The 13,298-nt window shown below is 71.4% G+C and carries 13 protein-coding genes; 7 read left to right on the top strand and 6 right to left on the bottom strand.

What is annotated here, in order from left to right; translation table 11 throughout:
- Positions 1-17 precede the first annotated feature (17 nt).
- Positions 18-932, top strand: coding sequence for a LysR family transcriptional regulator (locus tag PV721_RS03385; RefSeq protein WP_319721265.1), 915 nt, complete (start codon positions 18-20; stop codon positions 930-932).
- A gap of 52 nt (positions 933-984) precedes the next feature.
- Here PV721_RS03385 and PV721_RS03380 read toward each other — a convergent pair whose 3' ends face one another.
- Together PV721_RS03380 and PV721_RS03375 are read right to left on the bottom strand one after the other, a co-directional pair.
- Positions 985-1,761, bottom strand: a complete 777-nt coding sequence (locus tag PV721_RS03380) for an MBL fold metallo-hydrolase (RefSeq protein WP_319721264.1) — start codon at positions 1,759-1,761, stop codon at positions 985-987.
- 128 nt (positions 1,762-1,889) lie between these two features.
- On the bottom strand, positions 1,890-2,669 hold the full coding sequence (locus PV721_RS03375; RefSeq protein ID WP_319721263.1) for a DeoR/GlpR family DNA-binding transcription regulator: 780 nt from the start codon (positions 2,667-2,669) through the stop codon (positions 1,890-1,892).
- Positions 2,670-2,859: 190 nt separating this feature from the next.
- On the opposite strand from PV721_RS03375, the gene PV721_RS03370 reads away from it, so the two are divergent.
- The 3 genes from PV721_RS03370 to PV721_RS03360 are packed head-to-tail and all read left to right on the top strand — an operon-like array spanning position 2,860 to position 5,146.
- The gene (locus PV721_RS03370; protein ID WP_319721262.1) at positions 2,860-3,762 is read left to right on the top strand and encodes an SIS domain-containing protein; all 903 of its coding nucleotides are present in this window, start codon (positions 2,860-2,862) and stop codon (positions 3,760-3,762) included.
- Positions 3,759-4,595, top strand: coding sequence for a class II fructose-bisphosphate aldolase (locus PV721_RS03365; RefSeq protein WP_319721261.1), 837 nt, complete (start codon positions 3,759-3,761; stop codon positions 4,593-4,595). Before PV721_RS03370 ends, PV721_RS03365 begins: the two co-directional genes overlap by 4 nt.
- A gap of 23 nt (positions 4,596-4,618) precedes the next feature.
- A complete protein-coding gene (locus PV721_RS03360) occupies positions 4,619-5,146 on the top strand; it encodes a hypothetical protein (RefSeq protein WP_319721260.1) in 528 nt (175 codons plus the stop codon).
- A gap of 196 nt (positions 5,147-5,342) precedes the next feature.
- Here the strand turns inward: PV721_RS03360 and PV721_RS03355 are convergent, their stop codons facing one another.
- Positions 5,343-5,894 (bottom strand): DinB family protein, encoded by a 552-nt coding sequence (locus tag PV721_RS03355; protein WP_319721259.1) that lies wholly within the window; start codon positions 5,892-5,894, stop codon positions 5,343-5,345.
- Between the two features lie 174 nt (positions 5,895-6,068).
- Here PV721_RS03355 and PV721_RS03350 point away from each other — a divergent pair, with 174 nt between their 5' ends.
- Together PV721_RS03350 and PV721_RS03345 are read left to right on the top strand one after the other, a co-directional pair.
- Entirely contained in the window at positions 6,069-7,259 is a 1,191-nt protein-coding gene (locus PV721_RS03350; RefSeq protein WP_319721258.1) for an acyl-CoA dehydrogenase family protein, read from the top strand.
- Between the two features lie 466 nt (positions 7,260-7,725).
- A complete protein-coding gene (locus tag PV721_RS03345) occupies positions 7,726-9,333 on the top strand; it encodes a DUF6119 family protein (protein WP_319721257.1) in 1,608 nt (535 codons plus the stop codon).
- Positions 9,334-9,415: 82 nt separating this feature from the next.
- On the opposite strand, the gene PV721_RS03340 is transcribed toward PV721_RS03345, so the two are convergent.
- The 3 genes from PV721_RS03340 to PV721_RS03330 form a co-directional block, all read right to left on the bottom strand.
- A complete protein-coding gene (locus tag PV721_RS03340) occupies positions 9,416-10,069 on the bottom strand; it encodes a CBS domain-containing protein (RefSeq protein ID WP_319721256.1) in 654 nt (217 codons plus the stop codon).
- 10 nt (positions 10,070-10,079) lie between these two features.
- On the bottom strand, positions 10,080-10,265 hold the full coding sequence (locus PV721_RS03335; protein WP_319721255.1) for a hypothetical protein: 186 nt from the start codon (positions 10,263-10,265) through the stop codon (positions 10,080-10,082).
- Between the two features lie 356 nt (positions 10,266-10,621).
- Positions 10,622-12,043 (bottom strand): MBL fold metallo-hydrolase, encoded by a 1,422-nt coding sequence (locus PV721_RS03330; RefSeq protein WP_319721254.1) that lies wholly within the window; start codon positions 12,041-12,043, stop codon positions 10,622-10,624.
- Between the two features lie 176 nt (positions 12,044-12,219).
- Here PV721_RS03330 and PV721_RS03325 point away from each other — a divergent pair, with 176 nt between their 5' ends.
- Positions 12,220-13,296: a zinc-dependent alcohol dehydrogenase family protein gene (locus PV721_RS03325; RefSeq protein ID WP_319721253.1), complete on the top strand. Its 1,077-nt coding sequence runs from the start codon at positions 12,220-12,222 to the stop codon at positions 13,294-13,296.
- Positions 13,297-13,298: the final 2 nt, after the last annotated feature.

Raw genomic sequence — 13,298 nt, 5'->3', positions numbered from 1 at the left:
CCTGCGACAATGGAGGGGTGATCGACCCCCGCCGGCTGCGCATCCTGCGGGCCGTGGCGGACCACCGTACGGTGACCGCCGCGGCCGCAGCCCTGTACCTCACCCCCTCGGCCGTCTCCCAGCAGCTCGCGGCGCTGGAACAGGAGACGGGCCACTCGCTGCTCACCCGCAGCGGCCGCGGCGTGCGGCTCACCGCGGCCGGTGAGATCCTCCTCGGCCACGCCCACGAGGTGCTGGCGCAGTTGGAGCGGGCGGAGGCCGAACTCGCCGCCTACGCGGGCGGCTCGGCGGGCGAGGTCACCGTGGCCGCCTTCGCGACGGGGATCGCCGAGGTCCTGGCCCCGGCGATCGCGCGGCTCGCACTGGAGCAGCCGGGCATCCGGCTTCGGGTCCGGGACGCGGAGGGCGACCAGAGCCTGCCGCTGCTCCTGGACGGCGAGGCGGACGTGGCCCTGGCGGTCGAGTACCGGGGCGGGCCCGGAGCGGACGACGCCCGGCTGTCTGTCCTCCCGCTGTACGCGGAGCCCTTCGACGCGGTGCTGCCCTCGGGTCACCCGCTGGCCGACGCGCCCGCGGTGTCGCTGGCCGACCTGTCCGACTCGGACTGGGTGGGCCAGTACCCCGGCAACCCGTGCCACGACGTGACGCTCCTCGCCTGCGAACTGGCGGGCTTCCAGCCCCGGTTCGTCCACTCCTCCGACGACTTCCGCGCCGTGACGGCGCTGGTGGGCGCCGGCGCCGGGGTGGCCCTCGTACCGCGCTCGGCGCTGCGGGGCATGGACCTCAAGGAGGTCCAGGTCCGACCGGTGACCGGCCCGGCCGCCACCCGCAGGGTCTTCGCCGCCACCCGCCGGGGCGGCGAGACCCATCCGCTGATCGCCCCCGTGCTGGCCGCTCTGGTCCGCGAGTCCGAGCGGCTGCCGGCGCACTGATCGAGGTACGCCGCACGCCGGACGCAGGCGGACGCAAACGGACGCAGGCGGGTCAGGCGAGCGTGAAGACCGTCCCGGGCGCCGCGTGCCCGACGGGCCCGCCGTAGTGCGCCGAGGCGCGCGAGACCGCCTCGGCAGGGGTGAGGCCGCGGCCCACGTGCGTGACGACCAGCCGTCCGGCGCGTGCGGCGGCCGCAGTCGCACCGGCCTCCTCGGGCGTGTGGTGGAGGTGTTCGCCCTCCTCGGGCGACGGTCGGCGGGCGCTCTCCGCCTCGCACAGCAGCAGGTCGCACCCCTCGGCGAGGGCCGTCAGCGCAGTGCACGGCGCGGTGTCCCCGGAGTAGACCAGCGAGCGGCCGCCGGCCTCGACGCGGACCGCGAAGGCGGGCATCCCGTGCGCGACGGCGCTGCTCGTGAGGGTGAGCGCCCCGATCCTCGCCCGGTGTCCGTCGTGCAGTTCGTGGACGGCGAAGGCGGACTCGACGGGGCTGCGCGCCGCGCCGTTGGTGAGGAAGCCGGCCAGCCGGTCCGCGATGCCCGGAGGGCCGAACAGAGGGAGCGGCGCCGCCCGTTCGACGTCGGCGAAGAGCAGGCCGTAGTACGCGGTGAGGAGGTCCGCGCTGTGGTCGGCGTGCAGGTGCGAGATCCAGACCGCGTCCAGCGCGCCCAGCCCGACGTACCGCTGGAGCGGTCCGAGTGTCCCCGTGCCGGCGTCCACCCAGACGCGGGTGCCGCCGCCGGACACCAGGTAGCCGGAACAGGGGTTGTCCGGGCCCGGATACGGAGTGGCACTGCCGAGGACGGTGAGGCTCAGGGGATGGCTGTCCATCCGGGGAGTCTACGGAGGGCCGGACCGGGCGGGGATCAACCGTGCGGGCGGTGATCGACGGTGCGGGCGGTGATCCGGCCGGGCCGGACGCAGATCCACTCCGCCCGGACGGCCGCCCGGGCCGCGGCTCACACCCGTAGCACCTGCACCCCCGCGGCCTCGAACTCCCGGGCCACCCCGGCCGCCAGGCCGGTGTCCGTCACCAGCACGTCCACCGACGAGGTGGCGCAGATCCGGGCGAACGCCCGCACGCCCAGCTTGCTGGAGTCGGCCGCGACGACCACCCGGCGGGCCCGCTCGCACAGCAGGCGGTTGACCGAGGCCTCGTCCTCGTGCCGGGTCGCCGCGCCGTCCGCCGGGTCGAAGCCGTCCACGCCGAGCACCGCGGTGTCCACGGCGAGTTGGCCCAGCACCTGCTCGGCGAGGGGCCCCGTGAGCTCGTACGACTGCGGGCGGGCGACGCCCCCCGTCAGCACGATCTTGAACTGCGGCCGGATCACCAGCTCGCCCGCGATGTTGAGGGCGTTCGTCACCACGGTGAGCGCCGGCGAGCCCTGCGCCAGGTCCGGGCGGCCGGCCAGGGCCCTCGCCACCTCGGTGGTCGTGGTGCCGCCCGTCAGGCCGATCACCTCGCCCGGGACGACCAGGGCCGCCACCGCCTCGCTGATCCGGCGCTTCTCGGCGGCGCGGCGCGAGGTCCGGTAGCGCAGCGGGAGTTCGTACGAGACCCCGTGCAGGACCGCCCCGCCACGGGTGCGGACCAGCAGCTGCTGTTCGGCGAGCTGGTCGAGGTCGCGGCGAATCGTCGCGGCCGACACGCCGAGGGCCTCCGCCGCCGGCTCCACCTCCAGCTCACCCCGCTCCACGAGCAGGTCCAGCAGTGTCTGCCAGCGCTCCTTGCGCGTCATCGTCCGCCCCTCCGGTGTTCTGCGACATTCGTTCCACGGCCCTCGCCGGTGAGTTCCCCCGGCCTCCACCGGCCCACCCGGCGACACTAACTCAGTCGATCACCCCGTGGATGCTTGAAGTTGCGTGAAACTGCCCGATACCTTGCAGGAACACGCATTCAGACCCGCCATGTCGCACGAGGGAGCCTGTATGAGTCACGTCGCGTACGAGTTGGGCACGCAGCCCGCATGCTGGGAACGGGCCGCCGAACTGGCCCCGGCCCAGCGGTCGGTGCTGCCGCAGCCGGGGGAGCGTACCGCGATCGTCGGGTGCGGGACCTCGTACTTCATGGCCCAGGCGGCCGCCGTGCTGCGCGAGGAGGCCGGGCAGGGCGAGACCGACGCCTTCCCCGCTTCGGAGTTCCCCCGCCACCGCCGCTACGACAGGGTCGTCGCCCTGACCCGGTCCGGCACCACCACCGAGGTACTGGACCTGCTGGGGGCGCTCCGCGACACGGGCGTCCCCACCACCGCGGTCATCGGCGATCCCGCGACCCCGGTGATGACCCTCGCGGACGAGCTCGTCGTGCTCGACTTCGCCGACGAACAGTCCGTCGTGCAGACCCGCTTCGCGACCACCGCCCTCACCCTGCTGCGCGCCCACGTCGGGCGGCACACCCCTGCCGTGGTCGAGGACGCCCGCACCGCCCTCACCGAGCCGCTGCCCGCAGAGCTCGCGAGCCGGGGGCAGTTCACCTTCCTCGGCCGCGGCTGGAGCGTCGGGCTGGCCAACGAAGCCGCACTGAAGATGCGGGAGGCCTCGCTGTCCTGGGCGGAGTCCTACCCGGCGATGGAGTACCGGCACGGGCCGATCAGCGTCTCCGGGCCCGGCACCGCCACCTGGTCGCTCGACGAGGCCCCCGAGGGGCTCGCCGCGCAGGTGCGGGCCACCGGCGCCCAGTGGGTGGCCGGGCGGCTCGACCCGCTCGCCGAACTGGTCCGCGTGCACCGCCTCGCCCTCGCCGTCGCGGCCCACCAGCAGCTGGATCCGGACGCGCCGCGCCACCTCACCCGCTCGGTGATCCTCACCACCGGCGAGGAGGCGGTCCGATGAGCCTCGTACCCGCGGGACCCCTGGTCCTGGAGGCGGCCCGCTCGGGCCGAGCCGTCGCCGCCTTCAACATCATCACCCTGGAGCACGCCGAAGCCGTCGTGGCCGGGGCCGAGGCCGCCGGGCTGCCGGTCATCCTGCAACTGAGCGAGAACGCCGTGAAGTTCCGCGGCGGGCAGCTGCTGCCCATCTCCCGCGCGGCCGTCGCCTGCGCTGAGGCCGCCGCGGTCCCCGTCGGCCTGCACCTGGACCACGTCAAGAGCGCGGAACTGCTCCGGCAGGCCTGCGACGCCGGGTACAGCTCCGTGATGTACGACGCCGCGCACCTCCCGTACGGGGAGAACCTCGAGGCGACGCGCTCCGCCGCCGACTGGGCGCACGCCAACGGGCTGTGGATCGAGGCCGAGCTGGGCGAGGTCGGCGGCAAGAACGGCGCCGCCCCGCTGGATCCGCACGCGCCCGGCGCCCGTACCGACCCCGACGAGGCACGGAGGTTCGTCGCCGACTCCGGGGTCGACGCGCTGGCCGTCGCCATCGGCAGCAGCCACGCCATGACCAGCCGGACCGCGGCCCTGGACCACGTGCTGCTGGCCCGGCTGGCCAAGACGGTGGACGTGCCGCTCGTCCTGCACGGGTCCTCCGGGCTGCCGGACGCCGAGCTCGCGGCGGCCGTCGCCGGCGGCATCCGCAAGGTCAACATCGGGACCGCGCTGAACCTGGCCATGACCGAGGCCATCCGCACCCACCTGACCCCGGCGGACCCCCGGCCGTACCTGACGGCCGCCCGTACGGCGATGGCGGCGACGGCGGCGGCTATGATCAGCGCCCTGAACTGACGGGCATCGGGGCGGGGGCGGTCGTGGAAGCGCAGCCGGGACGTACGGACCGGCGCAGGTTCCTGCTCATCGCCGGCCTCCCGCTGCTGGCCGTGGGCGGTCTCACGGCGTACGCCGCGTGGCCGCAGCCGGACCGGCCCCGGGTCCGGGTCCGCACCGACCTCGAGCCGCTGGAGTCCCGCTTCGGGACGCACGTGGGTGAACTGACCGAGGCGCACTGGCTGGGCTACGACATCGACGAGGGCGCCGGGGACCGCACCGTCCCGAGCCCGGACTCCCGGATCCGCCTGGTCGGTGTCGCCCGCCTCGCGGCCGGCGGCGCGGCCGCGATCGTGCGCAACGCCGAGTACGCCTTCGCGCCCGCCGCACCCACGTCCGGGCTGCCCGCCCCGCTGGAGCAGTACCTGCCCGCCGACGCCGCCTGGCAGCACAGCCCGCAGTTCGACGCGCACGCGAACCGCCCGCAGTCGTCCGCCCTCCCCTCGGGCGCGTACCACTTCGACGGGGCCCGGGACCTCGTCCGCTTCGACCTCCTCTACCTCTACACCTGACGGCGGCGGACGTCCCACCCGGTACGGGCCCGGCGCGAGCGGTCCCGAGCCGGGAACCGGGGCCGTCGGCCTGCCCGGTGCGCTCGACGCCGGGGGAGTGGTCCGACCCTGCGCCGGCCGGAGGAGCACATGAAGCGGCCGGGCCTGGCCGGCACCGGCATCAGCACGGCCGGGCCACGGTGAAGTACCCGGCGGCTCAGATGCCGACGGCTCCGTCGATCCTCTCGCGCAGCAGGTCGGCGTGACCGTTGTGCCGCGCGTATTCCTCGACCATGTGGATGAGGACCCAGCGCAGGGACACCTTCCCGCGCCACGCGTCCACGGCCTCGACGTCGAGGTCGGGCGCCTCGGCGACGAAGCGTTCGGCGAAGGCCACCTCGTGGCGCCACGCCTCCCAGGCCGCCTCGACGGCCGCGGGGTCGGCCTCGGCGCCGTCGAAGTCCCCGTCCGGTGCGGCCGCGGAGGAGTACCGCGGCGGCGCGTCCTGCCCGGCCAGGACCTTCCTGAACCAGCGGCGCTCCACATCGGCGAGGTGCCGGACCAGCCCCAGCAGGGAGAGCGTGGACGGCTCAACGGACCGCCGCGCCAACTCCTCTTCCAGGCCTGCGCACTTCAGTTCCAGGGTCGCGCGGTGGTCCGCCAGGAAGGCGACCAGCATGCGCCGTTCGTCGCCGGTCGCGGGGCCGCTGAAACGGCCGTCCCGCTCGGGCGCGACGAAGAATTCCGCTCTGCTCCGTGGGCTCGTCATGGACGGGAGTATGAACGGCGGCGCGGAACCGCCGGCACGCGGGTCCTCGAGCCACCGGCACCCCGGGAACGCCCGGGCCCCGCGCATCCCCGGCCCTTCCGAATTTCTGAAACTGGTTCTACTCTGACCGCCGCCACAGCGAACCGGCTGGACCGCGAGACTCCCGGAGGGGCCGTGCACCTCGAATACACGCCTGAGCAGCAGCAGTTGCGCACCGAGCTGCGCGCCTACTTCGCCGAGCTGGTCCCGGACGACGTCTACGCCCGCTACGAGGACCCGGCCGCCCAGAAGCGGTACTACCGCGAGACGATCCGACGCCTCGGGGCGGACGGCTGGCTCGGGGTCGGGTGGCCGAAGGAGTACGGCGGCCGCGGGATGTCCCCGATGGACCAGTTCATCTTCTTCGACGAGGCCGCGCAGGCCGTCGTACCGCTGCCTCTGATGGCGCTCAACACCGTCGGGCCGACCATCATGCAGTTCGGCACCGACGAGCAGAAGGCGTACTTCCTGCCGAAGATCCTCGCGGGGGAGATCGACTTCGCCATCGGCTACAGCGAGCCCGACGCCGGCACCGACCTCGCGGCGCTCAAGTGCAAGGCCGTCCGCGAGGGCGACGAGGAGAACGGCACGTACGTCGTCAACGGCCAGAAGATCTGGACCACCAACGGCGACACCGCCGACTGGGTCTGGCTCGCCGTGCGCACCGACCCGGACGCCCCCGCGCACAAGGGCATCACCATGCTCCTCGTGCCGACCTCGGACCCCGGCTACTCCTGCACCCTGATCAACACCCTCGCCTCGCACGACACCACCGCCAGCTACTACGAGAACATCCGCGTCCCCGCGAGCCGCCGGGTCGGCGCGGAGAACAAGGGCTGGCGCCTGATCACCAACCAGCTCAACCACGAGCGCGTGACCCTGGCCGCGCACGGCACCATGGCCATCCGGGCCCTCCACGACGTCCAGCGCTGGGCCGCCGCGACCAAACTCGCCGACGGCCGCCGGGTCATCGACCTCGGCTGGGTGCGCGGGCGCCTCGCACGCACCCACGCCCGGCTTGACGCGATGAAGCTGCTCAACTGGCAGATGGTGAACGCCGTCCAGGCCGGCACCCTCACCCCGCAGGACGCCTCCGCGGTCAAGGTGTACGGCTCCGAGGCCCGCCGGGACGCGTACGCCTGGCTCATGGAGATCGTCGGCGCGGCCGGCTCCCTCAAGGACGGCTCCGCCGGCGCGGTCCTGCACGGCGAACTCGAACGCGGCTACCGCAGCGCCGTCATCTTCACCTTCGGCGGCGGCAACAACGAGATCCAGCGTGAGATCATCTCCTGGATCGGCCTGGGCATGCCCCGGGTCCGCCGCTGACGTCGTGTGACTCACAACGATAGTTGGCACATAACAGCCGTTGTTGTCACCGGACGTGTGTGCGAACGCTCGGTGGACTCAGATGCTCCGTTCACCAACCTGAACCCACGATGCTTCGGCGGTCCGTGGGGCGGCGCGTTACGGCGTGCGTACGGCGCCCGGGCGCGCGGCAACGGTCGCCAGCCGGGGAGAGGGTGCGTGCCGCTGGTGTCTGACGTCGGGCAGGTCTTTGCCGGATCTGGGGGCAGCAGCGTTGGAAGGACTCCCCGCCCCTGCTGGCACCCTTTCTCGGCTGGCATCCGCGCGAAACTCGGGTGGTCAGTTCAGTGGCGGGGACGCCTCCTGTCTGCTTTCTTGGTAGGTCCTGCGTTGCACGTGCGTGGAGGCCACCGTGGGCAATACCCGCAGAACCCGACCCGCCACCCGTAAGTCCACGCTCCACCGGTTGAGGGCCGAAGGGCATGCCGTGGAGCTGAGCGAGTTCGTGCGTGACAGGTACCTTGACGGCGCCGACTATGAGGTCCGGAACTTCACCCGTGAAGGCATCGAGGGACTGCTGATGACGGGAGGAGTGCCTCGTGAGCGCGCTGACTGGTGCGACACCCTCGAGTCCATCACCGGCCTCAACGTCAACGAGAGGAATCGCGCTGCAGCCGGCCTAGTCATCATGCGTACGGCCCGTGGGGTCTACGCGCTGAGTTACGGAGTGGGGCACCACATGCTGGACCCCTACTACCGCGACGACGAGTTCGGTCTGGAATTCGCAACCCGCTGCCTCGACGACGCCGGAGTCATCAAGGTCCGCAATCAGATCATGGACGGCCGGGGCCGGGTTGACGAGTACTCGGTCTCGCGCGGCGAACGCATCGACGATTTCGGACTGGACCGCTTTGGTGCTGTCGTCCGCCGCATATGCGGCACCGTAAGCGGGCTGGCGCTGACGTCATTGGAATCGGGTCGGATACGTCGAGTGCGGGTTGAATGCTCCCAGGCCACCATAAAACTGCCTCTGGCCACCAGCCTGGAAGAGTTCCTCAGCGACCTACGGACGATCGAAGACGTCTGCGCAAGACCCGATCCACTACCTCAGCTGCGATTCGTCAGCAGGGTCCATACCCTCAACAACGGCAGCCGCAAGGCTGTCGAAGCCCAGAAGATCCTCGAGGGCCTCCTCGCAGACCCGGGCAGTCCCCGCCTGACCACCGGAGTTCCCGACGCCTGTCAGGAAAGCCACAGCTCGGCCCAAGCGTTCCGCATCCGACGCGGAGCCCGAGTGATCGAAACCAACGAACTCGAATTGAGCCAGCTGCTGGCCTTCGTGAAGGACAAGCCGCACGGCGAGCGACTGAAGGCGCTCGCCGACGTCCGGGTGACCATGTTCAGCGACGACGACTGCCAAACCCCTGCCGGCGTCACCACCAATGGCAAGGAGTGGCTGATCGCTGACATACAGGCCAACCCCGACCGGCTGTTCTACGGCAACGGAAAATGGTTTGAGGTGGGAGCTGGCTTCATTGAAACCCTCGAAGAGGAGCTCACCAGCCTCTTCGAGGCCCCGCGGACCGTCACGCTGCCCAGCTGGACGAGGGGACCGCTCAACTCAGACGGTCAAGATTCCCACGATGAAGACTGGTTCAACCACCGGGCAGCAGAGCAGGACGGATATCTCCTCTTCGACAAGAAGAATGTCCACACCGGCAAATTCAAGGGAGGGGGGTTGGAGATCTGCGACGTCTTGGGCCCTGACAGTCAGCTGATCTGCGTCAAGAAGGCCACCTCGAGTACCGCCCCCCTCAACCACCTCTTCGCCCAAGGGGTGGTCGCCGTGGAGACCTTGCGGAGCGATGCGGAGGTGCGAGCCAAGTTCCTCAAGCAGATAGCCGCCCACAGCCCAAACCACCGCCTCATCCAAGACTTCGGTACGCTCCGCGTGGTCTTCGGCATCCTACTGAAGGACGGCGAGGATATTGCCGTCAACTCTCTCTTCGCCTTCGCTCAAGTCTCGCTGCTACAAGCGGTGCGGAGGCTGCGCGCCATGAACGCGGACGTCGAGGTCATCGCCATCCGGCGCTGACCGCAGGGCTTGCTCGTCGCTGCGCTCCTCGTCGGTACGGGCTCTGCGCGGCATCGTCCCGGCACGGCTCCGCGGTCAGACCTCACGCCTCGGCCGGTGCATCCAGTCGGCAGTGGACGTCCACTATGCCCTCGACGGAGTGGGTGAGGCGTTCGGCCAGGGGGATCAGGTTGCCGTCGCGGACCTGGCCGGTCAGCGTGGCGATCCCCTGGGCCACGGTGACCTTGACCGCTTCGTGGGAGAGGGGGAAGAGGCGTTCGACGACGGTGCGGCGGATCTCGGTGGCGAGTTCCTCGTCGGTGCGGAGGAAGACCTTGAGGAGGTCGGCGCGGCTGACGATGCCCTGGAGGGTGCCGTCGGCGTCGACGACCGGGAGGCGCTTGATGTGCCGGTCGGCCATGAGGCGGGCGGCCTGAGGCAGGGTGGCGTCGGGGCGGATCGTGACGGCCGGGGTGGTCATCATGTTCTCGGCGCGGGTGGAGCCCGCCTTGGCGGTGTCGCCGAGGCGGCGCATCTGCTCGATCAGGCCCGGGCGGTGCTCGTGGAACTCCTCCTTGGGCAGGAGATCGGCCTCGGAGACCACGCCGACGACGTGGCCCTCGCCCTCGATGACGGGTAGGGCGGTCACCTTCCACCGCTCCATCGCGGTGGCGATGTCCTTGAAGCCGGTCGAGGGGGTGACGGCGATGACCTTGGTGGTCATGACGTCTGCGACGGTGTACGGGGTGGAGGTCATGGCGGGGTCCTCAGCGTGCGTAGGCGAGCGGGGTGCCGCTGCCGTGAGGGGCGAACAGGTCGAGGAGCCGGGTGCGGGCGGAGTCGAGCCGGTCGGCGATGACCGCGCCCACGGCGACAGCGACGGAGCGACCGACGGCCGAGTCCTCGTTGCACAGCCGGCGTACGGCCGCTGCGTCGAACTCCAGGGCGCGCACCTCCCGGTGGAGCCGAGGTGCCAGCTGTAGGGAGCAAACATCCAGGACCAGCCGAGGAGTCGCCGTAGCCGAGGAGGTTGACGACCACGTTCTGGGGGCCGGGGACGTGAGTGTCGCGGGTGCCGCACTGGATGATCCAGAGCTTCTCGGCCCGCCGGCGTTCGTTGAAGTGCGGATGCTGGCCCGGAAGGTCACCTGGTGGGAGTGAGCGAGCCGGGCTTCCGGTGCCATCGCTTCGAGGACGGTGTGCATGGTGCTCATGGAGTGCCTCCTACCCTTCGCATCCACCCTGCTCGGTGGGCCACCACGTCCGGGAGGGCCGCGCGGTGCACACCGCGGGGACCGTCCGGCCCCGGTCAGCGGACCAGGACGGCCTCCCCGGACTTGGGTACGACGGCCGTCCATCCCAGTTCGTGGTCGATGCGGTCTCGCAGGGTCTCGGAGGCGCTCTCCTCGCCGTGGACGAGGTAGGTGGTGTGCGGGGCCGGGGCGGCGCGCAGCCAGTCGATGATCTGGCCGGCGTCGGCGTGCGCGGAGAAGTGCGGTACGTCGGCGACCTCGGCGCGTACGGGGACGTACTCGCCGAACATCTTGAGGGTGCGGGCGCCGTCCACGAGGTCGCGCGAGCGGGTGCCGGCGGCGGCGAAGCCCACGATGACCACGGCGTTGCGAGGGTCGGGCAGGATGCGGTGGAGGTGGTGCAGGACGCGGCCGCCGGTGGCCATGCCGGCGGAGGAGACGATGATCGCCGGCCCGGTGGTGTTGTTGATGTCGATCGATTCCTGGACGGTCCGGGCGGCCAGGAAGGGCTCCGGGCTGATCGCCGCCTCGCCCCGGGCGAGGATCTCGGGGCGCAGCTCGGGCGAGTGGGCCCGTACGGCGTCGCGGTAGACGTCCAGTGCGGCCAGGGCCATGGGGCTGTCGACGTAGACGGGTACGTGGCGGGGCAGGGTGCCGTCGCTGCGCAGGGTGGCCAGCTCGTGCAGGACGACCTCGGTGCGGTCGATCGCGAAGGCCGGGATGACGACCGTCCCGCCACGGGACAGCGTCCGAGTGATCACCGAGGCGAATTCGCGCTGTGCGCTTTCGTGGTCGTGGCGGCGGTTGCCGTACGTCGACTCCATCAACAGAACGTCGGCGCCGGAGAACGGCTCGGGCGGCAGCAGGAGCGGGTGGCCGGGGCGGCCGAGGTCGCCGCTGACGGCCAGGGTGTGGCCGTCCTCAAGGGTCAGGTGCGCCCAGGCGGAGCCCAGGATGTGACCGCCGTGGTGCAGCATCAACTTCGTGCCGGCCATGATCTCGACCTCGCTACCCACCGGTACCGGGTCGAAGTACTTGATCGTCTGGTCGACGTCGTCATCGCCGTAGAGCGGCTTGGCGGGGCGGTGCTTGGACCAGCCGTGCTGGTTGGCGTGCTCGGCGGCTTCCATCTGGAGGCGGGCACTGTCGCGGAGCACGATCTCGGCGAGCCGGGCGGTGTGGGCGCTGGTCAGGATCGGGCCGCGGAAGCCGTGCCGGACCAGTCGCGGCAGGTAGCCGCAGTGGTCCAGATGGGCGTGGGTCACGACGACGGCGTGGATGTCCGAGGCGTCGCAGGGCAGCTTGCCCCAGTTGCGACGGCGCAGGTCCGCGACACCCTGGAAGAGTCCGCAGTCGACGAGGATCCGGGCGTGGTCGCTCTCGACCAAGAACTTGCTGCCGGTGACCGTCCGCACTCCGCCGAGGAACCTCAGCAGGGCCGGGCGGGCGGAAGCAGGAGACGGGGCGGGCTGGGACATGACAGCAGCCCTCCTTCCGGAACGGGTGCCGGTCTCCACCGTCGCACCGGAACGCCCCATCCGCTGGGGACCTACCGGCCCCGGATGGGGGCCGACCGGCCCAAGCGGGACGGAGGGATACGGGCACAGCCTGACGGTGACCCCTCCCGCACAGCACACAGAGAGTAGGCCGCGCCATGAAGGCTCTCGTCTTCCAGGGGCCCGGACAAACCTCCTGGCAGGACGTCCCGGACCCCTCCGTCAAGGACGCCGCCGACGCGATCGTCCGGGTCGACGCCGTCACCATCTGCGGCACAGACCTGCACATCATCAAGGGCGACGTCCCCGAAGTGACACCCGGCCGCATCCTGGGCCACGAGGCCGTCGGGACCATCGTCGAGACCGGCGGTGACGTCCGCAGCGTCCGCCCCGGCGACCGCGTCTTGATCTCCTGCATCTCCGCGTGCGGCCGCTGCCGCTTCTGCCGCGAAGGGCACTACGGCCAGTGCCGAGGAGGCGGCGGCTGGGTCCTGGGCCACACCATCGACGGCACCCAGGCCGAATACGTACGCGTCCCCTTCGCCGACCTCTCCGTCCACCCCCTTCCCAGCGCTCTGGCAAGCCACGAGGCGGTCCTGCTCGCGGACATATTCCCCACCTCGTACGAGGTGGGCGTCCTCAACGGCGCCGTGCGCCCTGGCGACACGGTCGTCGTGGTCGGTGCCGGACCCATCGGGCTGGCCGCCATCGCCACGGCACAGCTCTACAGCCCGTTCCGCATCGTCGCCGTCGACCTCGCGGCCTCCCGCCTGGCAGCCGCACGGGATCTGGGGGCCGATGCGACCGTCAGCGCGCAGGAGGAGCCAGAGCAGCTGGTGGAGGACCTCACGGACGGGCTCGGCGCGGATGTCGTCATCGAGGCCGTCGGTGTGCCCGAGTCGTTCGAGATGTGCACCCGCATGGTCCGTCCGGGCGGACGCGTCGCCAACATCGGCGTCCATGGCAAGCCGGCCGTCCTCCACCTCGAGGACCTGTGGATCAAGGACGTCACCATCACCACCGGTCTCGTCGACACCTCATCCACTCCCATGCTGCTGCGCATGATGGCCGCCGGCCGCCTCCCCGGCGCCGCGATGGTCACCCACCGTTTCGAGCTGGACCAGATGGAAGAGGCGTACGACGTCTTCTCGCGCGCCGGCGAAACCGGCGCCCTCAAGGTCGTGCTCGGCGGACCGCAGCACGACACGGTCGCCGTACCGCCCCAGGAGCAGTGAGT

It is taken from the genome of Streptomyces sp. MB09-01 (assembly GCF_033794505.1).
Classification (GTDB): domain Bacteria; phylum Actinomycetota; class Actinomycetes; order Streptomycetales; family Streptomycetaceae; genus Streptomyces.
This window is presented reverse-complemented; position numbering and strand designations above follow the sequence as displayed.